The following is a 26,754-nucleotide window of genomic DNA, read 5'->3' as shown; positions in this document are numbered from 1 at the left end:
AGGTGCATCTTGGAATAGAAATATCAGTGAGAATGCTCAGCATATATGGCATTTCTGAACAAAATCTTAAGAAAACACAAAAATGCACAGGTTTCCCATAAAAACCGCAAAAACTGACTTTTTAAATAACTGTGATTCTTTGATATGACGAAATACCATCATGCCGATATGTATACGTTGCGCGCTGATTTTTAATACGTTACTAAGAAAAAAGCCCGCGAGTTGCGGGCTTTTTGTTTGAACGGAAGGTGATTATTCCGTCGGTGGTACATAACCGGCAGCGGCGTCGGCACCGTCACCAAAGAAATGTTTTTCCATCTGCGTCGCCAGATATTTACGGGCGCGGGTGTCGGCAAGGTTCAGGCGGTTTTCATTCACCAGCATGGTCTGATGTTTCAGCCAGCCAGCCCAGGCTTCTTTGGATACGCTTTCATAGATTTTTTTACCCAGCTCACCCGGATATGTCGGAAAATCCAGGCCTTCAGCTTCTTTGTTCAGTTTGATGCAGTGGACCATACGGGCCATAGTAATACTCCTTAGTAATTCGTCAAAACACAGCGGACGTCACAGTAATTCAATCGCCGTGGATTATAAAGCCAAGTGATCAGAGTTGCTTGATCAGAACCAATGACTTGCGCTGCCAGTTGTACATTTTTTGCCGGTCTTTCGGCAAATCATCAACGGTTGCTTTGACAAAGCCGCGTTTCAGGAACCAATGCTCAGTACGGGTTGTCAGCACAAACAGTGAATGAAAGCCAGCGCGGCGTGCGCGTTTTTCTATGTGTTTCAGAATACGTTCACCGTCGCCCTGACTCTGTACGTCCGGATTGACCGTCAGGCAGGCCATTTCGCCCATTTTTTCAAACGGGAACGGATATAAGGCAGCGCAGCCGAAAATCACGCCATCATGTTCAATCACCGAGAAGTAATTGATTTCGCGCTCTATCAGTTCGCGGCCACGTTTCACCAGCGTGCCGTCGGCTTCCAGCGGTTCGATCAGTTTAATAATGCCACCGACATCTTCAATCGTCGCTTCGCGCAGACTTTCGAGATTTTCCGACGATACCATCGTGCCGACACCATCATGCGTGAACAATTCCAGCAACGCAGAACCATCCATTTCATACGGCACGATATGAATACGAGGTACTCCGCCGCGTGAGGCTTTTACCGCATGTTCCAGATAAAACGCGGAATCCGGCGGCAGGTAATTGGCGGCCAATTCTTTTTCTGCCTGAATGAAGGAAAGCTCGCGGATTTCAGCACCTTCGCGATCCACCATCATCGGCGTCTCTGAAATAAAAATCAGCTTATCGGCGCGCAGCGCACTGGCGGCTGAGACGGCGACATCTTCCATGGTCAGGTTAAATGCTTCGCCCGTTGGAGAAAAACCGAGTGGCCCCAGCAAAACCAGGCTGCCACCATCCAGAATACGGCCTATGGTGTCGTAAGCGACTTTACGCGCGGTGCCTGTCAGGCCGAAATCTACGCCATCAACGATGCCTATCGGTTTGGCGGTAACAAAATTACCGGAAATCAGGCGTATCGCGGCGTGTGCCATCGGGGTGTTGGGCAAGCCCTGGCTGAATGCCGCTTCGATATCGAGACGCAATTCGCCAGCGGCCTCTTTCGAGCATTCGAGTGCGGCGATATCGGTAATCCGGATACCATTGTGAAAACGGCCTTCCACATTACGCAAGGCGAGTTGTTCAGCGACCTGTGGGCGTGAGCCGTGGACGATGACAATTTTGATACCAAGCGCGTGCAATAAAGACAAATCCTGTGCCAGCACGGGCAGTGCACCTGCCATGACCAGTTCGCCGGGAAAGGCGACCACAAAGGTTTTGCCACGAAAGGCGTGAATATACGGCGCGACTGAGCGCAGCCATTGAACGAATTGAACAGGATTTTCCATCCGCCAATTATAATCTTAGACGAGAAAGCAGATGACCTTGCAACGTGGTCGAATTTCCACATTGTTGTCAATCAGACGCCGGATCTCGTATCGGTAAGTGCCTGATCGCTAATATTTGAATGGCTTAATGGTACGTGGCTTTAATCCTTTCCAGTTTGCCTGCATATAAATTCCGGGCCTTGCGTGTGGTGCTGTTGGCCTGTGCCAGTGTAAGTTCTTCTATCGCGTCCTTGGTTTCACCCAGTTTTAAATGTGCCAGTGCAAGCCATAAATGGAATTCGTCATAATTCGGGTCGCGTTTTATTTCCCGTTTGAACAGGGCTTTGGCTTCGGCGTATTCACCTCGATCCATGGCCGCCATGCCACGGTTAAAGTAGTGGAAGGGAGCATTCGGTTGCAGGTTTGCCAGCCTGTCGGCATATACCTGTGCTTCAGACTGGCGGTCGACTTTGCGCAATACTTCGATCAGATTGCTGAGCGCCATCGTGTTTTCTTTTTCTTTGCTTAGAATCTGCTTGAAGACAGTTTCAGATAACGCCAGATCTCCATGCTGGTGATATACCACGCCAAGGGTATTGTAGGCGGCAATGAAATCAGGGTCGCTCATCAGTGCGGCACGGGCAAACCAGTAAGCGTCGTTGACCTGATGTTGTGCCAGCGATTCAGCGGCGCGGTTGTTGAAATACATGGCAATGACGGTGGCTTCAGCTATCAGTTCCGCACGCTGACCATGCAGATCCTTGGGAGGGAGAAAATCTATCACCATGGATTGACTATATTCCTGCGCGGAGTTCCTAAATACCGATTTGTTTCCCAGTACGATATTCACATGTCCTACCGCAAAATAAATATCGTTGTTGCGGCTCCAGGATTCATTCATCATGACATTTTGAAATTGGACACTCATGCCCAGTTCTTTTGCCAGTGCTGCAGTCATCAACACCAGCGACAGGCAATTTCCGGAGCGGGCGTTGAAGGCCTGTGCAGCATTGCGGGTCATTTCCGCATCGTATTCAAGCTTGATCTGGCCTTTGGTGGAAAGTGCTTCAAACAGGGCTTTTTGTGGGGATTTTCCACGTAGTTGGGTAGCAATTTCATTTTTTATGTACGTATGCATTTCGTTGCTGACCGCCATGACATCTTCTGCATTGATGGATGTCGGTGCCGGGCCAAAGCCCTGATCGTGAAGTTGTAGGTTACTTAATTTTTGGTTGGGTTGGCTGGCGCAGGCGCTCAGCAAACTGGCGAAGAGCAGAATAATCCAAGTTTTCATTTTAATCCTCACGCGTCTGTATTTTGACTGAAACACATTTCAATTTTGTTGATGAAACAGGTTCTTCATTTAGACAGCAATCTAGGCTACTTTGGATTGCGAAATAGCTACGCAAAATGGGTCGTAGACGTAAGGTGGTGGTCTCAAATTTTTGTTTTCTTCATTATAGGTAAAGAAATAATGAAAGGATTTATTTATATGATTTGATGCTTGTTGCGAATCGATACGTATCGATTCGCAATCTTGTTTTGATCCGGGTGAAACCGCAGTGTTGTGGTGAGCAGTGCAACATTTCCTGTGCGGCGTAAAAATCAGGGATAATGCGCAGCGCTATGTCTTCAAATAAAACACCTAAAAATTCCCAAAAAAAAGCAACGTCCACCACGATAGATGGTTTGTCGGGGCTGCGCGAGCTACGTCAACAATTGCGGCAAGCTGCACCAGTGGCAGAAAAACCGGCAACGCCGGCAGCGAAGCCGCCGGTCGCGCAGGTGCGACAAGCAGCGTCATCAGCATCGTCGGCGTCGTCAGCATCATCGCCAGATCAGCGTGGGCATTCTCAGCGAGCCGCAGCTAAGCCTGCCGGACAGTCGCCGGTGCGTGCTGGCGCGAAGCCCGCCAATGCTAAAGCTGCTAGCGCTGCCACGGCTGCTGTAGTAGCTGATGAGAGCAGTCTGCCTTTCCGCAACCCTCTGCCGGTCATTACGTTTCCGGAAGAATTACCGGTGTCCGGTAAGCGCGTTGAGATTGCTGAAGCCTTGCAAACGCATCAGGTGATCATCGTCTGCGGCGAAACTGGTTCCGGTAAAACCACGCAATTGCCGAAAATTTGTCTGGAACTCGGGCGTGGACGCAAAGGGCTGATCGGTCATACCCAGCCGCGCCGGATTGCGGCTTCATCAACTGCCAAACGGATTGCGCAGGAGCTGAATTCACCACTTGGCGAGCATGTTGGTTTTAAAGTGCGGTTTACCGATACGCTGAGCAAAGGTGCGTCGGTCAAGCTGATGACCGACGGTATTTTGCTGGCAGAAACCCAGACCGACCCTTTGCTGCGTCAATATGACACCATCATCATCGATGAGGCGCATGAACGCAGCCTGAATATTGATTTCCTGCTCGGTTACCTGAAGCAATTGCTGCCCAAGCGCCGCGATCTGAAGATCATCATCACGTCCGCGACGATCGATGCGCAACGCTTTGCCAACCATTTTGCCGACGATGCTGTCAATCCGCGTGGTGCAGAACCTAAACCTGCGCCGGTGATTGAAGTATCGGGGCGGCTGTATCCGGTGGAATTGCGTTATCGCCCGGTGCAGGATACCGATAAAGATAAAGAACGCGATTTGATGACGGCGATCACCGATGCGGTCGATGAATTGTGTCGTATCGGTTCTGGTGATGTGCTGGTGTTTTTGCCGGGCGAGCGCGAGATCCGCGATGCCGCGGAAGCCTTACGAAAACATCATCCGCCACAGGTGGAGATACTGCCTTTATTTGCACGCTTGTCGGCACAAGAGCAGGAACGGGTGTTCAAAGTGTCGAATTCCCGCCGTATCGTGCTAGCGACGAATGTGGCGGAAACCTCGTTGACAGTGCCGGGCATCCGGTTTGTGGTTGATACTGGCCTGGCGCGCGTCAAGCGTTACAGCTACCGGAATAAGGTGGAGCAGTTACAGGTTGAATCGATTGCACAATCGGCAGCAAATCAACGCGCAGGTCGTTGCGGACGTGTCTCTGCTGGTGTTTGTATACGACTATTTGACGAGCAGGAATTTAATCAGCGTATCCGGTTTACTGAACCGGAAATTTTACGTTCCTCGCTGGCGGCCGTTATTTTGCGGATGAAGTCTTTGCGACTCACCGATGTGGAAACTTTCCCGTTTATCGAACCACCACCGGGCAGGGCGATTGCCGATGGCTATCAGCTCTTGCAAGAGTTGGGGGCGATGGACGATACCAATCAGCTCACAGCAGTCGGGCGGCAATTAGCAAAGTTGCCGTTGGACCCGCGAGTCGGACGCATGATCCTCGCCGCGCGTGATAATCAGGCCTTGCAGGAAGTGCTGATTATTGCTGCGGCTTTATCGGTGCAGGATCCGCGCGACCGGCCGATGGACGCGCAGGCGGCTGCGGATCAGGCGCATAAGAAATTTGCCGATGAAAAATCTGAATTCATCTCGTATCTGAAAATCTGGAAATGGTTTGAAGAGGCAATCGAGCACAAAAAAACGAACCGTCAGTTGCAGGATAATTGCCGTAGCAATTTCCTGAGCCAGATGCGCTTGCGCGAATGGCGCGAGGTGCATTCGCAATTGCTGACCATCGTGAAAGAGCAGGGCTGGCGTCTGAATGAAACCGCCGCCACTTACGAACAACTGCATCTGTCTTTATTGACCGGTTTGCTCGGGAATATCGGCTATAAATCCGAGGAAGAAGCGCATTACCTCGGCGCCCGTAGTATCAAATTCTATATTTGGCCCGGCTCCAGCCTGGCGAAGAAAGCCGGACGCTGGATTATGGCGGCAGAGCTGGTCGATACGACGCGCTTGTATGGCCGTTGCATCGCACAGATACAGCCGGAATGGCTGGAAAAAATCGGCGGTCATTTATTGAAAAAATCCTATGGCGAGCCGCGTTGGGAAAAGCGGACGGGTCAGGTGTCAGCGTTTGAGCGAGCGACCCTGTATGGATTGGTCGTGTACAGCCAGCGCCGGATTCAGTATGGTTTGTATCATCCGGTCGAAGCGCGCGAGATTTTTATTCGTGAAGCATTGGTGGAAGGTGAGTTCGAGACGCGTGCGCCGTTTTTTGCCCACAACCAGAAACTGGTGCGCGAGATTGAAAATCTGGAACACAAATCGCGCCGCCTCGATGTATTGGTCGACGCTGAACTGATCGTCGCGTTTTACGACAAGCTGATTCCGTCAGATGTGTATAACGCAGTGTTGTTTGAGGAATGGCATAAAGAAGCGATTAAAGCCAATCCCAAATTGCTGCATCTGAATAAAGATGATCTGATGCGTCACGAGGCAGCAGGCGTGACGACGGATTTATTCCCGAAAACCATGCAGGTATCCGGTGTGGCGCTGCAACTCAGCTACCATTTTGAACCCGGCAGCCCACGTGATGGTGTGACGCTGACTGTGCCTTTGTTTTCGCTGAATCAGGTGTCGGCAGAACGCTGTGAGTGGCTGGTGCCCGGCATGCTGAAAGAAAAAGTGCATTTGCTGATCAAATCATTGCCGCAAAAAATACGCCGTCATTGCGTGCCTTTGCCGGAATATGCGGCAGGATTTTGTGAGCGCAATGACTTTGGTAAGGGAAATTTCCTCGATGCTGTGATTGCCGATATCCGCGAGCAAAAAGGTTTGCTGTGCAAAACCACAGATTTTAAATTTGAAACCGTGCCTGTGCATCTGACGATGAATTTTAAAGTGGTGGATGAACATGGCCGCCAGTTAGAAATGGGGCGGAATCTGGCGAATCTGCGTGCTGAATTTGGCGGCCAGGCGCGTGAAAGTTTCCAGAAGATTGCGAGTGCAGAAAAGCTGGCGCTGCTGGACGCACAGGCAGCAAATATGCGCGGAACAAATCAGGAAAAAACGTCCGCAGCGGCAGAGACCTCACGCGCCTCCGCAGCGAATAAAAATGGAAGCGCAGCGTCTGCAGGCGCAATGCCAGCGCTGAAGCAGGAAAATTTTACAGGCTGGACTTTCGACAGCTTACCGGAATTACTGGAAGTACAGCAGGGCAAGCAAACCCTGATCGGCTATCCGGCGCTGGTGGATAAGCTCACGCATTGTCATATCGAGGTGTTTGATGATCCTGACGAAGCAGCGCGAGTGCACCGGATAGGCTTGCGCCGTTTGTTTGCCTTGCAACTGAAGGAGCAGGTGAAGTTCCTTGAGAAAAATATTCCCGGCCTTCAGCAAATGGGCATGCAGTTTATGGCGCTGGGCTCGCAGGAAGAATTGCGCGAACAGATTATCCAGACGGCGATTGAACGCGCGTGTCTGCAGCAGCCGCTGCCAGGCAATTCTGGTGAATTCAATATCCGCCGCGAGGAAGGAAAGGCGCGCCTGAATTTACTGGCGAATGAAATCGCTCGCATGGCGGGGCAGATTCTGGCGGAATATCACAGTCTGCCCAAGAAAATTCAGGGCATCAAAGCCCATGCGCAAGCAGCGGCTGATATCCAGAATCAGTTGCAGATGCTGATCACCAAACGCTTTATCGCCGAGACGGATTTTAGCCAGCTGGCGCATTTTCCGCGTTATCTGAAAGCGATCACGATACGCATGGATAAGCTGCGCGCAGATCCGGCGCGTGACGCTAAATTGATGGCGGAGTGGAATAGCGTCGCCCAACCTTGGCAGCGCGTGCCGCGAAAAACGGGTGCCGATGCTGATCCTAAGTTGCTGGAGTTCCGCTGGTTGCTGGAAGAGTTGCGGGTGTCTTTGTTTGCGCAGGAGCTGCGCACGCCGATGCCGGTGTCGGTGAAACGCTTGCAGAAAGTCTGGGAAAGTATGCAGCGTTAATTGCTGCGGAACTTAAAGTGAATGTCTGAATAAATACGTGCCTTTCCAGTGCTTTTTGGCTGGAGAAGCACGGTTTTATTGGACTTGCCTAGATTTTTCTGTCATGCGAGTCAGCGCACCCTGCAATTGATCTGACTCCAGAATCGCGACGCTATCGGTTGCAGTAAAGCTTGTATTCATGGCTGCATGCAGCATCGCGGCTGCAACATCAGCGACATCTACCGCGCGGTAACGGCGCGGTATCAGCCAGCCAAATAGGCGAGATAAGAAGATCGCGATGGCTTCGGCCGGGCGTTTATCTTTTCTGGTGCCGCCGCTAAGCAGTGATGGACGTACCATTGTCAGCGCTGAAAATCCCAAAGCACGCAAATCATTTTCCACTTGGCCTTTAACCTGTAAATAAAAGGAGTTGGCATCTGCGTTCGCACCAAGTGCCGAGTTATACACAAAATGTCTTGTGCCTGCGGCTTTGGCAAGGTTGGCAGCGGCTATTACGTAGTCGTGGTCGATACGGGAAAATGCGGCTTGCGATCCGGCGATCTTGATCGTCGTGCCGAGCGCACATAAGACCGCATCTGCCTGCCACCAGTCTGCATCCTGTGGCAAGTGGGCATAGTCAACGATGGGGTTGTGTAGTTTAGGATGCGGCGCCAACGCTGTACGCGTCGGCGCGATCACTTGCGAGACATCCTTGTGCCCCAGGGCTTGCGCAATTAATTGCTGCCCCACTAAGCCGGTACCGCCCAGAATTAATAATTTCACTTTTACCTTCTCTCTTTTTGCTGTGCCATCAACTTAGCGACGGCAGCGTCTGCCGGTATTTTAGAGGTGAATCTGACATATTGCAGCCGTCATACTGGTCGCCGCGGCCTGTGTCCGGGTGGTATGCTGTCGGACTTTGCTGACCGCCATTTCTTTCCTGTTCCGATTTTGTATGAATCATAAACTGACCCCCGGCACCATTTTTTTACTGGTATTGGCACCACTGCTTTGGGCAGGTAATGCGGTTGTCGGACGTATGATACATACGATGGTGCCGCCAGTGACCTTGAATTTCTTTCGCTGGGCAATCGCTTTTCTGATTTTGCTGACGATGGCCGCCAGTATTTTTAAACGTGGCAGCATATTCTGGTTTCGCTGGTATCGCTACGCATTACTTGGGCTGCTCGGTGTGGGTATGTACAACGCCTTGCAATATCTGGCTTTACAAAGTTCGACGCCGATCAATGTGACGCTGGTGGCAGCAAGTATGCCGGTGTGGATGTTGTTAATCGGACGCTTATTTTTTCATGCGCCGATTTCCCGCTCTGCGGTAGCCGGTGTGGTCGTCTCGATAGCTGGGGTATTGCTGGTGCTGTGTCGTGGTGAGCTTCAGCATTTAATGGCACTGCGTCTGGTTCCCGGCGATATGCTGATGCTGCTGGCAGCGATTTGCTGGTCACTTTACAGCTGGCTGCTGACACGTGGTGGCGACGGTGAGTTGCGCGATCACTGGTCACATTTTTTATTGGCGCAGGTCAGCTTCGGGCTGGTGTGGTCGGGTTTGTTTGCGGCGGGTGAATGGATGCTTGTTGCTCCTGTGATTCACTGGAGCGGTACGCTGATCGCTGCGATCATTTTTGTCGCAGTAGGGCCGGCGCTGATCGCCTTTCGCTGCTGGGGCATGGGCGTACAACGGGTCGGACCAAGTATCGCTGCGTTTTTCAGTAATCTGACGCCCTTGTTTGCCGCTTTACTGTCGTCGCTATTTTTAGGTGAGACGCCACAATTATTTCATGCGGTAGCGTTTTTGCTGATTGTTGCCGGTATCGTTTTATCTTCAAGACGTTGACGTCGCCTTGCAGATTAGCTGTGTTTTACAGCGGGTCGGGCGCGCCCGCAGCGATAGCGCCATTACTGACGATATAGGAAAACAATTGTTCGTAGCGATAACGTTCACCTGTGTCGTCAAGCTGATGGCGATTTTCCATAAATGCCTGATCGACTTCCTGCCAATCGGTGACATTCAATACCAGTTTGGCGACCGGTAACACATCATTTTCCTCAGCGTGCATGTGCGCGTAATAGAAAAGAGCATATTGCTCAGCCAGATCTCTGAAATGCGGAAAAGCCGGGGCTCCGCAAAACTCGTATTTCAGCAACGCATTGTGCAGATTGCGCACCAGGCATTCGCCGTTGCCATGTTGTTCGATCAACGCATCCAGCACATTGTCGAGTTGGTGTGTGCGCTCTTTAATCTTGGAAAACAGAAATTTGTCTTCTTTAGGATGATGTACTTTTTCCGGATATTCGCTGATGTAAAAAAGAATGGCGCGGAATAATTTAAGATCAGGTGGCGCTTCTCCTTTATCCGTCGAACGCACAAATTCCAGCATGGTCTGTATGACGGCAGACAAATGCTGATGTTCTTGCTGAATGATATCGATGGATATTGGATGGAAGTTTCTGGCGCACATAACGGTCTCCGCAGAATTTTTTTATACTGTACTCTGTGCACCTTATTCGCTGTTTGATGCCGATCAAATAAAGCGAGACGTACCAACGGATTTCGTTGACTTCCGCTGATTTTTTAGGTTGATCGGTGTTCGCGTCCGCATTCGGCTCTTGTTTTACTCTCCACTCATGCTCGTTTGATGAGTATTTTTTATTGCCCTGGTTATATAAAAAAACCTCGTTCCCATTAGCAGGGAACGAGGTTGGTTGACTACGTTATATCAGTGCTTCAGCGTTTCAGCGTTTTGCAACGATGGCTTCAATCTGATCCATGATGCTGTTCATGCGTTTAAACACTGCTTGATATGGTGCTGGCGATGCCAGATCGACCCCGGCTTTTTTTACGAGATCGTAAGGATAAGCAGATCCGCCAGCTTTCAGGATATTCAGATAATTGTCGCGTGCGCCTGTTTGTGATTTCAGAATTTCATCGGCAAACATAGAACCGGCAGCAATCGAGGTTGCATACTGGAAGACATAAAAGCGATTATAGAAATGCGGGATGTAAGCCCATTCTGTGGCATAGACATCATCGATTTTCATGACGCCTTCTTTATCACCGTGATAGCGCTTCAGGGTGTCGCCGTAGATTTTAGTAAGACCTTCACCAGTCAGTGATTCACCTTTGTCCACACGCGCATGCACTTCGCGTTCAAAGTCTGCAAACATGGCCTGACGGAAGAAAGTGCCGCGCAAATTTTCCAGTGCGGAACCCAGATACAGCAGACGCTCATCGTCGCTCTTCGCGATTTTCAGCATGTGATCAAGCAATAATACTTCGTTGGTGGTCGAGGCAATTTCAGCGGTGAAAATAGGGTAGTCAGCGGTGCTGAACGGCTGATGTTTATTCGCCAGATACGAATGCATCGCATGGCCCCATTCATGCGTGAGTGTGGATACTGACTCGTAATCGTCGTTGTAATTCAGCAGTATGTATGGGTGTACGTCATACGCGACGCCAGACATGTAGGCACCTGAACGCTTGCGTGGGCGAGGGTAGACGTCCATCCAGCGCGCAGTGCTCGCTTTGGTAATCGCATTGACGTAATCGTCGCCAAGCGGTTTGACTGAACTCAGCATCAGTTTCACACCGTCGTCGATGCTGTAAGTGAAATTGCCGGAAACCAGTTGCGGGTAAATATCGAAGTAGCGCAGATCTTGTACACCGAGCATTTTCGCGCGTAATTTGAAATACCGGTGCAGCGTCGGCAGATTGGCGCGGGTCTGATCGACCAGCGTGTCATATACAGCGCGCGGTATATTGTTGCCATCCAGCGCATGGGTCAGTGAATCAGGATAATTGCGCACTTTGGCATACACGGCGTCGCGTTTGAGTTGTTCGTAAAACGTGACGCCGTAGCTGCGTTCAAACTCTTTCCATTTGCCCCAGAACGCATCAAACACCAGCTTGCGGTCAGCACGATTCGGTGAAGCGCGGTATTTGGTGTACGCGGCCTGATCGATGGTGACTTGCTGACCATCCGACAGTGTGACTTTTGGCCACGGCATTTCTGCATTGGACAATGTTGAGTAGACAGCAGCGGGAGCATTCATTGCCATGCCAAAGCTTGCGATCAGTTCTTCCCCTTTTTTATCCAGCGTGTGTTGCGCGCCGCGCAGGATGTCGTGCAGGCCAAAGCGGTAGGCGGCGAGTGATTTGTCCTGATTCAGATATGCGTCGATTTTCTTTTGCCCCAGCTTCAGTATCTCCGGACGGAAGAAAGAACTCGCTTCTTCGAGCTTGCTGCCGATGATATCCGCATTTTGCGCAATGTCCTGCCCCTCGTTGTCACCGGTATCCTGATCGCGGAATTGCGACGCATAGGTCGCCAGGCGTGCATAACGTTTCAGAATATCCGCATTCAGATCGAGACAGGATTTAAAGCTGCTGATCTTATCGCCCAGATGACCGCTGCATTTTTGCAGCTGGACTAACTGTGTTTCCAGATTTTTTGCATCAGCGTTCCACGCAGCGCGATTGGCATACAGATCGGTAAGATTCCAGCGTTGCGCTTCAGTGTCGTTGCTGTGCGCTGCAAAACCGCTGGCAGGAAAGGCAAATGCGAGTGCCAGCAAGCTGGCGATCAGATGTTTTTGCATAGAGTCTCCGGTGTTGAGTATTGCCGGCAAAAGCCGGTAAAGGTAATCACAAACGATGTAACGAACAATGTGATAGTTGATGCGATAAAAGCAAAAATATACAGGTAAATCTATTGCATGAATTCAGGTAACAGGCAGATGAATCACAGATTTGATAAAACCTGTGCAATTCCGGAGAATCTTCTGGTTTTACTCCGTTTGACTATTTTTTATACGATTTAGATTTCCCTTTTTCTTATTTGAGAACGCAAATTTTTGCGCCCGGCGTTGTACTTGGGTGCGGTTTGACTGTCACAGTTTTGCGAACAGCAGAATTGCATTTTGATGAGGGGAATTTTTTCAGATGATTCAAGTACAATGAAGCTCGTTTTTATTTCTATTGCCGCCTATGAAACGCCCCCGCTTTTTACCTGACAACATGACTTTACTTTTGCTGGGTGTGATTCTGATCGCCAGTTTTTTTCCGGTAAAAGGAGAACTTGCAGTCAGCGTTGATCATCTGTCGACACTGATGATCGCGCTGCTGTTCTTTATGCACGGCGCTAAATTATCGCGCGAGGCGGTGGTGGCAGGAATGACGCACTGGCGTTTGCATTTGCTGGTACTGGGGGTGACATTCGCCTTATTTCCTTTGCTGGGGATGCTGCTCAAGCCAGCTTTGCTGACCGTGTTAACTCCGGATTTATATTTGGGAATTTTGTATTTGTGTCTGCTGCCATCGACGGTGCAATCATCGATTGCTTTCACCTCGGTTGCGCGTGGTAACGTTCCTGCCGCCGTCTGCAGCGCTTCCGCGAGTAACCTGCTCGGCATCTTCATCACGCCTTTATTGGTCAGCCTGCTGATTAAAGCCAACAGTGATGGACATTCGTCGATCGATGCGATGCTGAAGATCGTTTATCAATTGCTGTTACCGTTTGTGGCTGGACAGATCATGCGCCCGTATTTACAGGCATGGATCACCAAACATGCGAGCGTGTTAAAAATGGTCGATCAGAGCTCGATTCTGCTGGTGGTATTCGTGGCGTTCAGTGAAGCGGTCGTGCAAGGATTATGGCGTCAGGTGCCAACGCTGATGTTATTGGGCCTGCTGCTGATCAGTGCGGTGATACTGGCATTGGTAATGGGTTTTACTACCCTGATCAGCCGTCGTCTTGGCTTTAGTAAGGAAGACGAAATCACCATTGTTTTTTGTGGTTCTAAAAAGAGTCTGGCGAGTGGTGTGCCGATGGCGAAAGTCTTATTTTCCAGCGGTTCCGTCGGCATGGTGTTGTTACCTGTGATGCTGTTCCATCAACTGCAACTGATGGTCTGCGCGGTACTGGCGCAACGCTACGCAAATAGACCAAAATAAAAATCAACAGAATCCGGCCAATGTCAGGCCTGCCTGAATACCGGGTTTTTTAAGGAGAAATACATGCCTCGTTTTGCTGCCAACCTCAGCATGATGTATGCCGAAGTCGATTTTCCTGCACGTTTTGCTGCTGCGGCAAAAGATGGTTTCACCGGTGTGGAATATCTGTTTCCTTACGATTATCCGGCACAGCAATTACGTGAATTGCTGGATGCGAATAATTTGCAGCAAGTGTTGTTCAATGCTCCACCGGGGAACTGGGCAGCCGGTGAACGTGGCCTGGCGTCTTTGCCAGGGCGCGAAGACGAATTTAAGCGTGGCTTTGATCAGGCGCTGGAATACGCCCGTGTGCTGGGTAACCGCCATATTCATGTGATGGCAGGGCTGATACAGCCTGAGCAGGACAGGGCGCGTCATCGCGCGGTCTATCTGGGTAATCTGGCGTATGCGGCATTGCTGGCTTCGCGTGAAAATCTGACGGTGTTAATTGAACCTATCAATACCCGTGATATGCCGGGATATTTTTTATCTGAGCAAAATATGGCGCAGGAAATCTGTGAAGAAATTGGCGTCAGCCATTTGCAAGTGCAGTTTGATATGTATCACTGCCAGATTATGGAAGGCGATATCACACGCAAGCTGCAGCGGGATATGTGCCGGCCGCAGGCCGGCATCGGCCATATACAGATCGCCGGTGTGCCGGATCGCCATGAACCATCCGAAGGCGAAGTAAATTACCCGTATCTGTTTCAACTGCTGGATGATTTGGGCTATGACGGCTGGATAGGTTGCGAATACCGGCCGCGGGCGGGAACCTCAGAGGGGCTTGCATGGATCAGACCCTGGCTACCTGCGAAGTAAATCGCTTCCGTATCGCGCGGCGAGCGTGATCGAAATAGCCCGTCGATGTAATTCTCCGGCGATGGCATCTTCATTTTATCGTCGGTAAGCAGAATAAAAAAACGGCCTGTGTTTTTCTCAGGCCGTTTTTTTCAGATCAGATAAAATCGTCAGACCAGATAAATTACTCGTCTGCGACTTGCAGAATCAGCTTGCCGAAATTTTTACCATCGAACAGCATCATCAGCGTGTCAGGGAAAGTTTCTATGCCTTTGACGATATCTTCGCGGGTGTGGAATTTACCTTCTGCCATCCACTTGCTCATTTCTGCGACCGCTTCGCCATAACGTGCTGCATAATCAAAAACGACGATGCCTTCCATACGCGCGCGATTGACCAGCAGCGATAAATAATTCGCTGGCCCCTTAACCGGTGTTGTGTTGTTGTATTGTGAGATCGCACCGCAGATGATGATGCGCGCTTTCATATTGATACGGGTCAGCACGGTATCGAGAATGTCGCCGCCGACATTGTCAAAATACACGTCTACGCCATTCGGGCAGTGCTCTTTCAGTCCGTCACGTACAGAGCCTGTTTTGTAATCGATGCAGGCATCAAAGCCGAGTTCATTCACCACGAAATCGCATTTGTCTTTACCGCCAGCGATGCCGACGACGCGGCAGCCTTTTTGTTTGGCAACCTGACCGACCGTCTGACCGACCGCACCAGCCGCACCAGAAACGACGACGGTTTCACCTGCTTTAGGCTGGCCGACATCGAGCAAACCAAAATACGCAGTCATACCAGGCATGCCGAGCGCATTCAGGTATTTCGGTAAAGGTGCGAGTACTGGATTAATTTTGTAGAAGGCCGCTGTTTTATCGTTCGCCGCGCCAACCCAGTATTGCTGCACACCGGTGCCGCCGGAAACATAATCGCCGACCACAAATAAAGGTGATTTCGATGCCACCACCTTGCCGACGCCGCCAGCGCGCATGACTTCATCAATCGCGACCGGACGGATATAGGATTTGCCTTCATTCATCCAGCCGCGCATCGCAGGGTCGAGCGAAATGTAGATCGTTTGAACGACGATTTCACCATCGTTAATCTCTCTGACTTGTTCGGTGGAGAATTTCCAGTCGCTGTGTTTCGGTGTGCCGACCGGGCGGGCGGCGAGGCGGTATTGTTGATTGCTGAAGCTGCTCATAGTGTCTCCTGTGTTTTTGGTGATGTCTTACGTCTTACGGATGGTGGCTATCGCTGTTTTTGCGCCAGCCTTAATATACACGAAATAGAACGTACGTGCTTTTTGTTGCCGCTATTTTAAAACGCCGTGAAATTCAGGGCGGATTCTCGCTAATCTGGCACCGATGTGCGACGTACCTGCGATGAACGTGCGACAATAGTCCGTTACGGTTTTTAGCTTTGTTTTGCTTTAAAATTGCGGGTTATTCCAAATTAAATTTGCCTCACCCCCGAATGTCATGTGTATTCGGGCGAAAAAATAACATGATGACCATACGACCAGAATATATTCTCACCCTTTCTTGTCCTGATCAACGCGGTATCGTACACAGCGTTTCAGGATTTTTAGCCAATCATGGCTGCAATATCATTGATTCTGCGCAGTTTGGCGATGAACAATCCGCCACGTTTTTTATGCGTGTGCATTTCGCTGTTGAAGATGCGGGCGTCAAAGAGACAGCATTACGCGAAGAATTTGCGGAACTTGCTCACGGCATGCAAATGAGCTGGAAGCTCAATGACGCGCACCACAAACCAGCTGTGATACTGATGGTTTCCAAAATCGGTCATTGCCTGAATGATTTGCTGTTCCGCTACAAGAGCGGTTTATTGCCAGTGGAAATCAAGGCCATCGTTTCTAATCACACCGATTTTTATCAGCTTGCTGCCAGCTACAATATTCCTTTTCACCATTTGCCACTGGCGGCGGGTGCTTCGGCTGAGGCCAAACGTGCGCAGGAAGAAAAAGTGTTGGAAATCGTCGCCGCTAATCAGGCTGATCTGGTGGTGTTGGCGCGCTATATGCAGATTTTGTCGCCGCAGATGTGTGATGCACTCAAAGGCAAAGCGATCAATATTCATCACTCTTTCTTGCCCAGCTTTAAAGGCGCGAAACCCTATTATCAGGCGCATGAACGCGGCGTGAAACTGATCGGTGCGACCGCCCATTTCGTTACTGGCGATCTGGATGAAGGCCCTATCATTGAGCAGGATGTTGAGCGCGTTGATCATGCGATGGAACCGGAAACACTGACAGCCATTGGTCGTGATGTTGAATGCGTGGTGCTGGCACGTGCCGTGAAATGGTTTGTTGAGCACCGTATTTTGCTCAATGGTCACAAGACAGTGGTGTTCAAATAATGGCTTTGAAATCGATTATCTACAAAGCCGATCTGAATATCTCTGATATGGATCGTGGCTATTACGCCGACCATAGCCTGACGATTGCCCGCCATCCATCGGAAACCGATGAGCGCATGATGATACGCGTGCTGGCATTTGCCATTCACGCCGCCGAGCGACTGGAATTCGGCAAAGGTATTTCCGATACCGAAGAGCCTGATCTGTGGGAAAAAGACTATACCGATGCGATACAGCTATGGGTGGAAGTTGGTCAACCCGATGACCGCCGCTTGCTGAAAGCCTGCGGGCGCTCAGAGAAAGTGATCGTCTACAGCTTTGCCAGTGCCAGCGATATCTGGTGGAAGCAAATGAACAGTCGCCTCGATCGCGCAAAAAATCTGAAGGTGATGAATGTGCCATCGGTACAAAGCCAGGCGTTGGAAAAACTCGCACAACGATCCATGCAATTGCAATGCACGATACAGGACGGGCAAATCTGGATGTCGGCAGGCGACGCCTCGGTGCAGATCGATCTGGAAATGTTGAAGGATTTTGGTTGATCTGATGTGTGCGCTACTAATGCGCTGGTGACAGCCGTTCAGCCCATTGTAACGGTGCGGATAATTCTGCATTGCTCATTTCAAGGTGTAAAACCCTGCGTTGGCTGCATTCCTGCGATTTTTCGGACGCATGTACGATCAGAGGCCGCATCAGTAAAACGTCGCCGGCCTTGAGTTCGCAGCAATAAGCAGGCTGTGCTGCGGTCATGATGTTAAGTTCATCTGATGTCAGTTTGCCTTGGCGGTGACTACCTGGTATCAGTTTTAATGCGCCATTTTGTGGTGGCGTATCATCCAGTGCAAAACGCCACGTCAGCATGTTTTCCAGAATGCTGGCTGGTGGTTCTGCATGGACAACCCCATTTTTCTTTGTCCACTTTTCATAGCCTGCGATTCCGGCAGCGGTGTCGACGCAAATGGTTTTATCCTGATGCCAGGGAACGAGCCAGTTGTGGGACGCATTTTTGTTAAAGAATATACTCCGCACCGTTGTCGCGCCCGATAACCCGACATTGTTCAGTATGTTGGCGATATGAGATGTGGGGAGCGCCTTCACAATATCGGGGCAATGCTGCAATACTTGTCTGACACCATATTGCTCCTGAACCGGGTGGCAGGCATCACGCAGCGCCTCAAGCTGTTCAGGAGTAAGAAACTGGCGAAGTATCAGGAATCCATCTGTTTCCAGCGTTGCTTTCATTTCTGCCGGTTGCATATTTTCATGAAAGAATTTGTTAACCTTGTCCGAATGACTGCAGGAAAATTCCTGACCAGACTTTCGCGTGTCGCTGCTTTTTCAGATGGTGCCGGTATTGAAGAGCGATACCATCTGAAATGAAAGGCTGTGAAGTAATTAAGCTGGTGCTACGCCAGCCGCGTCAAAATAGCCATCAAACAGGACGGAGCTTAAATAACGCTCACCTGAATCAGGTAAAATCGCGACGATGGTTTTGCCTGCATTTTCAGGCAAAAATGCGAGTCGGGTTGCGGCAGCGACGGCTGCACCACACGAGATGCCAGCCAGTATGCCTTCTTCTTTGGCGAGTCGCTGCGCGAACAGCACAGCGTCTTCATTGCTGACTTGTTCAATCTGATCGATCAGCGATAAATCCAGTACATCAGGCACAAAGCCAGCGCCTATGCCCTGAATTTTATGCGGCCCCGGTTGCAAAGGCAGGCCAGCGCGTTGCTGCGTCAGTATCGGGCTGGAAGTCGGCTCTACCGCGACGGTGTGCAGTGCTTTGCCTTGCGTCTTTTTCAGGTAACGGGAAACACCGGTGATGGTGCCGCCTGTGCCGACGCCAGCGACAAAAATATCAATATTGCCCTTGGTGTCTTCCCAGATTTCCGGGCCTGTCGTGCGTTCATGTACTGCCGGATTCGCCGGATTTTTAAACTGTTGCAACAAGACATAACGATCCGGGTCGCTGGCGCGGATTTCTTCGGCTTTGGCGATCGCGCCATTCATGCCTTTAGGCCCTTCGGTCAGTACCAGCTTCGCGCCGAAGGCAGCGAGTAATTTCCGGCGTTCTATGCTCATGGTTTCCGGCATCGTCAATGTCAGCGGTATGCCTTTGGCTGCTGCGACGAAAGCGAGCGCGATACCGGTGTTGCCGCTGGTGGGTTCTATCAGTTCTTTGCCTGCGCCGAGCAATCCGCGTTCTTCTGCGTCAGCGATCATCGCCGCGCCGATACGGCATTTGACGGAGTAGGCGGGATTGCGACCTTCCACTTTCACCAGCACCGTTGCACCTGCACCGGCAGTGATGCGGTTGAGGCGAATCAATGGTGTGCGTCCGATGGAATCTGCGTTGTTTAAATAAAGTGCCATGATGGTCTCTCAGAAGTTGGATGTATGGATACTACGAGTCAGGTGATGCCGCGTGATTGATCTTTATCAAGCGTGCTTCCTTACATTTTTTGCGTATATCGATATGAAAAAAAGGAGAGCGGATGCTTTGCCGGTCGTCATACTTTTTTTGCTGCTCAGGATACGCGAGTACTATACATGGCAATCAGTAAACATGGTGATGGTGCTGCCAGTCTGATGCGCGTATCGTCATTGCGGCAGAATGCAGACTGGCCTCGGTTTTGCGCTTTGATTTTATAAATAAATGAAGAAAAATGGGGAGTATATGCAAAAAACGCCTTATTCTCAGCAGAAAATAAGGACGTTTTAAAATACTGGGGGGAGTATATTTAAGGCGTTTTTGCCTCTTGCAACGGGCAACAAACGCAAATTTACGCTGCCAGCACCTTGTGCAACCACAGCCCGATGTCGCGGATTTCTTCGGCGCAGACCGAATGCGGCATCATATATTCATGCCATTCAACCTGATAACCGAGCTCTTTCAGCAAGTCGCGCGATTGCTCTGCGCGTTGAATGTGAATCACAGGATCGGCGCGGCCATGCACCAGAAACACCGGTGTCTCCTGATTCGCCGCACTGCGTTCGGCAGCAACCACATCACGCAACGGCACGTAGCCAGATAAACACAGCAAGCCTGCCAGTTTTTGCGTATAGCGTAAGCCGGTTTGCAAGGTCATCGCGCAACCTTGCGAGAAACCCGCGAGGAAAATTTTATTAGCTGGAATACCGCGCGCCACTTCGCGCGCAATCAGTTTTTCAATTTCTGCTTGCGATGCACGTAAGCCTTTTTCATCTTCGCGGCGCGCGATGTCGGTGCCCAGAATGTCATACCATGCGCGCATCACATAGCCATTGTTGATCGTCACCGGCATCGTTGGCGCGTTCGGGAACACGAAGCGTATGCCGGGTAAGCCGCTCAGATCGAGTTCATGAACGATGGGGACGAAATCATTGGCATCTGCGCCCAGACCATGCATCCAGATAATGGCGACGCTGGGATTGGTGGCGCTTTCAATTTCTACGGTGTCGAGGTAATTGCTCATGGCTGACGGAGTGTTTTTCTTGGTTGAAGGAGAATTGCGGATGTCGGATGATTTTAGTTGTTTCTTGCTCGTGCCTGGAGTGATTACATTCACCGCATTCACCGCATTCACAGTTGCAGCAAAGGCCTTATTGAGCAGGCACAGCGCTGAGGTACTGAGCAAAGCAGTGATCCATAATCGTCTTGCTGATGGCGGAAAATCTGCTTTGTTCATCTGTCTGAGCCAATAGCGAGCGACCCGTTTTACCGGGAAGTTATCAGGATTTTTGTCGTAACGCCGATTTAGGACGGAAGACTTTGCACACGGATTCGTGCGTTTCTATGTAAGGCCCGCCGATCAGGTCGATGCAATAAGGAATCGCTGCAAAAATACCAGACACAATCTGTTTGCCATCCGCATCTTTCAAGCCTTCCAGCGTTTCTTTAATCGACTTCGGTTGCCCCGGCAAATTCAGAATCAGCGCCGCATGATCAGCGGTTTCGCGTATCACAGCCACCTGCCGCGACAAGATCGCGGTTGGTACAAATTGCAGGCTGATCTGACGCATCTGCTCGCCGAATCCCGGCATTTCTTTGCTGGCGACAGCCAGCGTGGCTTCCGGTGTCACATCGCGCCGTGCAGGACCGGTACCGCCGGTGGTGATCACCAGATCGCAGCGTGCCACATCGACCAGCTCAGTCAGCGCTTGTTCGATTGCCTGACGTTCATCTGGAATCAGGCGGGTTTCCATCACCCAATTGCTCGCCATGGCAGTACTGAACCATTCCTGCAACGCGGGCAAACCCTGATCCTGATAGACACCAGCTGATGCGCGGTCAGAGATTGAGACCAGGCCTATGCGCAATGCGCGGTCGGCTGTATCCGTATTACTCATTGTCCTCATCCTCTTGATCTTCAGCGTCTGCATCGTCCAATGCATCATCGCCCGCAGGCGCTTTCTGCAATTGCTTCAGAATCTGGAAAATCTCGCGGTAGGCTTTTGGTGGTTTGTTTTCTGCCTGTTCCTTACGCGCGTTGCGGATCAGCGTGCGCAATTGCTGCACATCGAGATGCGGATGTTCAGACAGTAACTCTGTCAGCGCATTGTCGTCCGTCAGCAGTTTGTCGCGACGACGTTCCATCGCATGCATCGCGGCGGTTTCTGCTTTCGACGCACCTTTCCAGCTGTCGATGGTTTTCTGGATCAGGGCAACTTCCGCCTCATCCAGCGTACGCATTTTTTTGCCGACAAATTGCATCTGACGACGACGACCTTCATGGTTCGTGATTTGCTGACATGCGAGAATCGCGTCGCGCACATCTTCTGGCATAGGAACGCGTTTGACGCGGTCACGCGCCTGTTCGACCAGTTCTTGTCCCAGTTTTTGCAACGCGGTCATTTCGCGTTTGAGCTGAGATTTTGAAGGGCGTTCGTATTCCTCTTCAAATTCGCTCGATTGGTAGCCACATGAGCCCCGGTTTGGATTTGGCATAATTCTGCGCCTTTACTATAAACTTAATGAAACGGCTGATATGATAACCGTTTTAGTTCCGTCTCCAAAGAAACCTCATCTATGAGCAAGCCAGTTTTTACCCATTCCCAAGATCAACTGAAACAAATTGCGCAGGATATGTTGCTTTTTGCTAAAGAAAAAGGCGCTTCCGATGCGGCTGTCGAAATCAGCGAAGGTGAAGGTTTATCGATCAGCGTGCGCAAAGGCAAGGTGGAAACGATAGAGCAGAACCGCGATAAAGGTATTGGTATTACTGTTTATATCGGACAGAAACGCGGCAATGCCAGCACTTCGGATTTTTCCCGTCAGGCGCTGAAAGATACGGTTGATGCGGCCTACAACATCGCCCGGTTTACGGCAGAAGACGATTGCGCTGGCCTGGCTGATGCGGAACTGTTTGAAATGGCGCCGCTTGATCTGAAGCTGTGCTATCCGTGGCATATCAGCGCAGAAGAGGCGATCGATATCGCCAAGCGCACCGAAGCGGCGGCGTTTGCGGTCGATAAGCGGATTACGAATAGTGAAGGCGCCAGCGTCCATGTGCAGCAATCGCATTTCGTGTCAGCAAATTCACGTGGCTTTATCGGTGGTTACCCGCTTTCCCGTCATACGATCGCCGTCGCACCGATTGCGGGTAAGGGCGCAAAGATGCAGCGCGACGATTGGTATTCATCGCAACGCAATCCGAAGAAACTTGCTCAGCCTGAGGCCATCGGTCGTTATGCTGCCGAACGCGCGCTGGCGCGTCTAAATGCACGCAAACTGACGACGCGCAAATGCCCGGTTCTGTTTGAAGCACCATTGGCCGCAGGCTTGCTGGGATCGTTTGTGCAGGCGGTTTCCGGCGGTGCCTTATATCGTAAATCCTCATTTTTGCTGGATTCGCTGGGGACGCAGATTTTCCCTGAACATATTCAGGTGGTCGAAGATCCGCATGTGCCGGGCGCGGTAGGTTCATCGCCGTTTGATGATGAAGGTGTCCGTACCCAGCGCCGCGATGTGGTCAGCAATGGCGTGTTGCAGGGTTATTTCCTGTCCACTTACTCGGCACGTAAGCTGGGGATGCAAACGACAGGCAATGCGGGCGGCTCGCATAATCTGAGTCTGCTGTCGTCCAATACAAAAAAGAGCGATCATTTTGCTGCCATGCTCAAGAAAATGGGAACTGGCTTGCTGGTGACAGAGCTGATGGGGCAGGGCGTCAATTACGTGACGGGTGATTATTCACGCGGCGCATCTGGTTACTGGGTGGAAAACGGTGTGATTCAATATCCGGTCGAAGAAATCACCATCGCAGGCAATATGCGCGACATGTTCACGCAAATCGTCGCGGTTGGCGCGGATACACTGGTACGCGGCACCAAGCAGACTGGCTCGATACTGATCGAGAGCATGACGATTGCAGGTAACTGATCATTTACTGACTGTTCAAATAAAAACGACCATCACAGATGGTCTTTTTTTTATGCTGAATTCCTTATTTCAATACCCACTATGCCCGTTAAAAATTTACTTTCCTTTTTTGCTTTGTTGTTGCTCTCACATGAGGGAATTGCGCAGCAGTCTTTGCAAGGCGTTGAGGTATTGGGAAATAAACTGTTAGCGAGGGAGACCATTCTGAGTGGGTTTCCTCTGCAAACGAATATGCCGTTATCTTCTGATATGTCCTCGTTCAAAGCATGGTGTGATACGTTGGAAGTCCGGCTTCATGTTCCGCTTGCGCGATGCAGTATCGTTGGCTTTGGCGGAGGTAAGATCTATGCAGTAGTCGACGTTGTTGAAGCGGGGAACGAAAATAAATTAAAAATTCAGGAGAAGACGCCATATCGCGACATTGAACTGAATTCAGACTTATACAAGTTATCGAGGCAACTGACTTCCGTCTGGATAGAAAAACTCAAGCAAAATGTCGGCGTAAAGAGTTTTGTCTCGCGCGGTGTCTTTCTCGATTATGACGATCCAGAACTATCGTTGATGGCCAGTCAGTTATTTTTGCTTGCTTCGGTACAAAAACAGACGATATTTGACGTGCTACTATATTCGAAGAGCGAGTCGCAGCGCACTGAGGCTGCACATTTGCTGAACTGGTGTGGCGACCCGCAGGCAGCGATGATCAAAGCAATGATCGCTTTCAGAGATGAGAGCTCCTCAGTAAGAAACAATCTTGTTCAATTCATTTCTTTTTACTTTACATATATACCGTCAGCAGACATACACCCTCTTATCGGCGACCTTGCATGGCAATTGAACCTGCCTTCTCACACCGACAGGAATAAAGCCTTGGGAGTACTGTTTTTACTTTTAAAACAGCATCCTGAAATAGCAAAACAGGTGAGGGAACTCGCTGAAGATGAAATCACTTATCTGGCTAAAAATAGCGTGTTGCCCAATGTTGGCGGAGTGGCGAAAAAAATTCTGGAGCAATTAAATAAGGATGCACCGGGATAACGGTGCTTTGCGACTGACTTGTCATCAGATAATCGCAAGCGATTGCCTGCGATTCGGATTTCGGATTTCGAATTGCTGATTACGTTTTGGTTGGCATTCGAGATCAGGCGCCTAGATAAGCTTCGATCACTCTAGGGTTGTTCAGCAGATTCTGACCGCTGTCTTGCAATACAATTTCGCCATTTTCAAGAACGTAACCGCGTTGGGCGATTTTCAGTGCTTGCCTGACGTTTTGTTCCACCAGCAAAATCGTCAGCCCGGTCTGGTTGATCTCTTTCAGTACGCGGAAAATTTCCTGCACCATCAATGGTGCGAGCCCCATCGATGGCTCGTCGAGTAGCAGCACTTTTGGTTTCGCCATGAGGGCGCGGCCAATTGCGAGCATTTGTTGTTCGCCACCGGATAAATTGCCTGCGAGTCCGGAAGCGCGGTTCTTCAATACTGGAAACAGATGAAATACGTAGTCCAGATCCTTGCTGATCTGCGCTTTATCTTTGCGGGTGTAAGCGCCGAGATCAAGATTTTCCTGCACTGTTAATGTGGTCAGAATGGCGCGTCCCTCGGCCACTTGTACCACACCTTTCTGCACGATCTGATGCGGCGAGAGTGTGGTCAGATCTTCGCCCTCAAACAGGATTTTTCCGGCATTCGCTTTGATCAGGCCGGATACCGCCAGTAATGAGGTGCTCTTGCCCGCGCCATTGGCACCGACGAGGGCGGTAATTTCGCCGGCGTTCAGTTCCAGTTGTATGTTTTTGACGGCGCGGATGTGGCCATACGATACGCTGAGGTTCTGGATGCTTAATATAGTGCTCATGCGGCATCCTCCTTACCGAGATAGGCTTCGATAACATCCGGGTTGGCGCGCACTTCATCCGGCGTTCCTTCTGCGATGATTTTGCCGAAATTCAGTACCGCGACGCGATCACAGAGTTCCATTACAAAGCGCATGTCGTGTTCAATCATAAAAATCGAAAATCCACGTTGGCGGATATTCTTAATTTCTGCCATCAGCTCGGTTTTTTCTGCGGGATTCATACCGGCGACCGGCTCGTCGAGCAGCAATAATTTTGGTTGCGTCGCAAGTGCCCGCGCGAATTCCAGCTTGCGTTGTTCGCCATACGATAAATTGTCGGCCAGCATGTGTGCTTTGTGATCGAGTCTTACCCAGGTCAGCAATTCATGGGCACGTTCACGTGCTTTCGCTTCTGCATTTTTAAACGTCGCAAGATTAAACAACATGCTGCCGACGCTGTAATTCAGGTGTTCGTGCATACCAACGACGACGTTTTCCAGCAAACTCATTTCCTTGAAAATGCGGATGTTCTGAAATGTGCGTGCGATGCCGAGTTGCGTAATCTTGTGGGGTTCCACCACGCTCAGATCCTGATTGTTGAAACGTATCTCGCCACTGGAGGGGCGCAACAGACCGGTGATCAGATTCACGATGGTGGTTTTACCTGCGCCGTTAGGACCGATCAATCCGAAAATGCTGCCCTGAGGCATGGAGAAACTGACGTCCTGCAAGACCTGCAAGCCGCCGAAATTTTTACTGATAGCTTGTAACTGCAACATTTAAGCGACCTCTTCAGACTTGCTGGATGTGAATTTGCGGCGCAGCGCGCGGATTTTAGCCGGATCCCAGATGCCTTTAGGCAGGTACAGAATCACGATGATCAGAATCAGGCCATTCGCGGCGAGTCGGTAGTCTTTCAGCGAACGCATCACTTCTGGCAGTAGTGTCAGGATGGTGCTGCCAAGCACCGGGCCAATCAGATTGCTGGTGCCACCGAAGACAGCCATGGTGAGAATTTCGACGGCATTTTCAAACGCATAATTTCCGGGACCTATCGTGAAGGTGTAATGTGCGTTCAGACCGCCTGCGACACCGGCGATCACTGCGCCGAGCACAAACGCCAGCAGTTTGTAGCCCGCAACGTTGACACCCATTAAGCGCGCCGCGATTTCATCTTCCTTAATCGCTTCAAATGCACGTCCGGTTTTCGAGCGGCGTAATCTCGCCAGCACAAATAAGGTGATGCCTAAAATAACAACGATGTGCCACCACTCTGTTTTAAGTGGAATGCCGTTCAGACCCATAGGGCCACCGGTGATTTCCATATTCAGAACGATGACGCGTACGACTTCGCCAAAACCCAGAGTGGCCATCGCCAGATAAACACCCGACAAACGCAAGGTCGGAATGCCAACGGCGAGAGCGACAAGCGCCGGCGCAACACCCGCTGCAAGCAAGGCGACCGGGAAAGCAAGCTCGGTCTGCATGCTGATCATCGACGCCGCATACGCGCCTATGCCCATAAACGCTGCGTTGGCAAGCGACAGCAAGCCGCACGACAGGGTCAGATAAATTGACAGTGCCAGCATCGCGTTGATGCCAATACCAAAAATAACAGTGCTGTAAATAGCCCAGAAACCATCCCACCATTCGAGCAT

23 protein-coding genes are annotated in these 26,754 nt (G+C 50.6%); 8 read left to right on the top strand and 15 right to left on the bottom strand.

The features are described 5' to 3' along the window. Positions 1–252: 252 nt before the first annotated feature. The 3 genes from Undi14_RS14110 to Undi14_RS14100 all read right to left on the bottom strand — a co-directional run bounded on the left by Undi14_RS14110 (position 253) and on the right by Undi14_RS14100 (position 3,188). On the bottom strand, positions 253–525 hold the full coding sequence (locus Undi14_RS14110; protein ID WP_200180999.1) for an oxidative damage protection protein: 273 nt from the start codon (positions 523–525) through the stop codon (positions 253–255). Between the two features lie 79 nt (positions 526–604). Next, positions 605–1,915, bottom strand: a complete 1,311-nt coding sequence (gene argA / locus Undi14_RS14105) for an amino-acid N-acetyltransferase (protein ID WP_186885802.1) — start codon at positions 1,913–1,915, stop codon at positions 605–607. Positions 1,916–2,039: 124 nt separating this feature from the next. Beyond that, positions 2,040–3,188, bottom strand: a complete 1,149-nt coding sequence (locus Undi14_RS14100; protein WP_200180996.1) for a tetratricopeptide repeat protein — start codon at positions 3,186–3,188, stop codon at positions 2,040–2,042. A gap of 332 nt (positions 3,189–3,520) precedes the next feature. On the opposite strand from Undi14_RS14100, the gene hrpA reads away from it, so the two are divergent. After that, positions 3,521–7,729 carry an ATP-dependent RNA helicase HrpA gene (gene hrpA / locus Undi14_RS14095; protein ID WP_200180994.1) on the top strand — a complete coding sequence of 1,403 codons (4,209 nt, stop codon included), beginning with the start codon at positions 3,521–3,523 and terminating at the stop codon, positions 7,727–7,729. A 75-nt stretch (positions 7,730–7,804) separates the two neighbouring features. Here the strand turns inward: hrpA and Undi14_RS14090 are convergent, their stop codons facing one another. Next, a complete protein-coding gene (locus Undi14_RS14090; RefSeq protein ID WP_200180992.1) occupies positions 7,805–8,491 on the bottom strand; it encodes an NAD(P)H-binding protein in 687 nt (228 codons plus the stop codon). A 172-nt stretch (positions 8,492–8,663) separates the two neighbouring features. Here Undi14_RS14090 and Undi14_RS14085 point away from each other — a divergent pair, with 172 nt between their 5' ends. Continuing rightward, positions 8,664–9,560 (top strand): DMT family transporter, encoded by an 897-nt coding sequence (locus Undi14_RS14085; protein WP_200180990.1) that lies wholly within the window; start codon positions 8,664–8,666, stop codon positions 9,558–9,560. A gap of 25 nt (positions 9,561–9,585) precedes the next feature. Here the strand turns inward: Undi14_RS14085 and Undi14_RS14080 are convergent, their stop codons facing one another. Together Undi14_RS14080 and pepF are read right to left on the bottom strand one after the other, a co-directional pair. Further along, positions 9,586–10,185: a hemerythrin domain-containing protein gene (locus tag Undi14_RS14080; protein WP_200180988.1), complete on the bottom strand. Its 600-nt coding sequence runs from the start codon at positions 10,183–10,185 to the stop codon at positions 9,586–9,588. Positions 10,186–10,459: 274 nt separating this feature from the next. Further along, positions 10,460–12,322, bottom strand: coding sequence for an oligoendopeptidase F (pepF, locus tag Undi14_RS14075; RefSeq protein WP_200180986.1), 1,863 nt, complete (start codon positions 12,320–12,322; stop codon positions 10,460–10,462). A 388-nt stretch (positions 12,323–12,710) separates the two neighbouring features. Between pepF and Undi14_RS14070 the strand changes: the two genes are divergently transcribed. Both Undi14_RS14070 and otnI read left to right on the top strand, forming a co-directional pair. Next, a complete protein-coding gene (locus tag Undi14_RS14070; RefSeq protein WP_200180985.1) occupies positions 12,711–13,676 on the top strand; it encodes a bile acid:sodium symporter family protein in 966 nt (321 codons plus the stop codon). Positions 13,677–13,739: 63 nt separating this feature from the next. Continuing rightward, positions 13,740–14,537, top strand: coding sequence for a 2-oxo-tetronate isomerase (otnI, locus tag Undi14_RS14065; RefSeq protein WP_200180984.1), 798 nt, complete (start codon positions 13,740–13,742; stop codon positions 14,535–14,537). Between the two features lie 163 nt (positions 14,538–14,700). Here otnI and Undi14_RS14060 read toward each other — a convergent pair whose 3' ends face one another. After that, entirely contained in the window at positions 14,701–15,726 is a 1,026-nt protein-coding gene (locus Undi14_RS14060) for an NADP-dependent oxidoreductase (RefSeq protein WP_200180983.1), read from the bottom strand. 302 nt (positions 15,727–16,028) lie between these two features. Between Undi14_RS14060 and purU the strand changes: the two genes are divergently transcribed. Together purU and Undi14_RS14050 are read left to right on the top strand one after the other, a co-directional pair. Continuing rightward, positions 16,029–16,904, top strand: a complete 876-nt coding sequence (gene purU / locus Undi14_RS14055) for a formyltetrahydrofolate deformylase (protein ID WP_370587107.1) — start codon at positions 16,029–16,031, stop codon at positions 16,902–16,904. After that, a complete protein-coding gene (locus Undi14_RS14050; RefSeq protein WP_200180982.1) occupies positions 16,904–17,446 on the top strand; it encodes a YaeQ family protein in 543 nt (180 codons plus the stop codon). Before purU ends, Undi14_RS14050 begins: the two co-directional genes overlap by 1 nt. A 16-nt stretch (positions 17,447–17,462) precedes the next feature. Here the strand turns inward: Undi14_RS14050 and Undi14_RS14045 are convergent, their stop codons facing one another. From Undi14_RS14045 to yjgA, 5 genes are all read right to left on the bottom strand, one after another. Continuing rightward, on the bottom strand, positions 17,463–18,161 hold the full coding sequence (locus Undi14_RS14045; RefSeq protein ID WP_200180981.1) for a phytanoyl-CoA dioxygenase family protein: 699 nt from the start codon (positions 18,159–18,161) through the stop codon (positions 17,463–17,465). Between the two features lie 138 nt (positions 18,162–18,299). After that, positions 18,300–19,277: a cysteine synthase A gene (gene cysK / locus Undi14_RS14040; RefSeq protein ID WP_200180978.1), complete on the bottom strand. Its 978-nt coding sequence runs from the start codon at positions 19,275–19,277 to the stop codon at positions 18,300–18,302. Between the two features lie 410 nt (positions 19,278–19,687). Further along, positions 19,688–20,359: an alpha/beta hydrolase gene (locus tag Undi14_RS14035; RefSeq protein ID WP_200181251.1), complete on the bottom strand. Its 672-nt coding sequence runs from the start codon at positions 20,357–20,359 to the stop codon at positions 19,688–19,690. Positions 20,360–20,615: 256 nt separating this feature from the next. After that, positions 20,616–21,242: a molybdopterin adenylyltransferase gene (gene mog / locus Undi14_RS14030; protein WP_200180977.1), complete on the bottom strand. Its 627-nt coding sequence runs from the start codon at positions 21,240–21,242 to the stop codon at positions 20,616–20,618. Further along, complete coding sequence (gene yjgA, locus Undi14_RS14025) at positions 21,226–21,831, bottom strand: ribosome biogenesis factor YjgA (RefSeq protein ID WP_200180976.1); 606 nt, start codon at positions 21,829–21,831, stop codon at positions 21,226–21,228. Before yjgA ends, mog begins: the two co-directional genes overlap by 17 nt. 81 nt (positions 21,832–21,912) lie before the next feature. On the opposite strand from yjgA, the gene pmbA reads away from it, so the two are divergent. After that, positions 21,913–23,265, top strand: a complete 1,353-nt coding sequence (gene pmbA, locus Undi14_RS14020; protein WP_200180975.1) for a metalloprotease PmbA — start codon at positions 21,913–21,915, stop codon at positions 23,263–23,265. Positions 23,266–23,346: 81 nt separating this feature from the next. Beyond that, entirely contained in the window at positions 23,347–24,300 is a 954-nt protein-coding gene (locus Undi14_RS14015) for a hypothetical protein (RefSeq protein WP_200180974.1), read from the top strand. A 103-nt stretch (positions 24,301–24,403) separates the two neighbouring features. On the opposite strand, the gene Undi14_RS14010 is transcribed toward Undi14_RS14015, so the two are convergent. The 3 genes from Undi14_RS14010 to Undi14_RS14000 are packed head-to-tail and all read right to left on the bottom strand — an operon-like array spanning position 24,404 to position 26,754. Then, on the bottom strand, positions 24,404–25,117 hold the full coding sequence (locus Undi14_RS14010; protein ID WP_200180973.1) for an ABC transporter ATP-binding protein: 714 nt from the start codon (positions 25,115–25,117) through the stop codon (positions 24,404–24,406). Continuing rightward, on the bottom strand, positions 25,114–25,875 hold the full coding sequence (locus Undi14_RS14005; protein ID WP_200180972.1) for an ABC transporter ATP-binding protein: 762 nt from the start codon (positions 25,873–25,875) through the stop codon (positions 25,114–25,116). Before Undi14_RS14005 ends, Undi14_RS14010 begins: the two co-directional genes overlap by 4 nt. Next, entirely contained in the window at positions 25,876–26,754 is an 879-nt protein-coding gene (locus tag Undi14_RS14000; protein ID WP_190480723.1) for a branched-chain amino acid ABC transporter permease, read from the bottom strand. It lies immediately after the preceding gene.

Source organism: Undibacterium sp. 14-3-2 (genome assembly GCF_016595265.1).
Classification (GTDB): domain Bacteria; phylum Pseudomonadota; class Gammaproteobacteria; order Burkholderiales; family Burkholderiaceae_D; genus Undibacterium; species Undibacterium aquatile.
The sequence above is the reverse complement of the archived record's forward strand: the minus strand, read 5'-3'. Positions and strand labels throughout refer to the sequence as shown.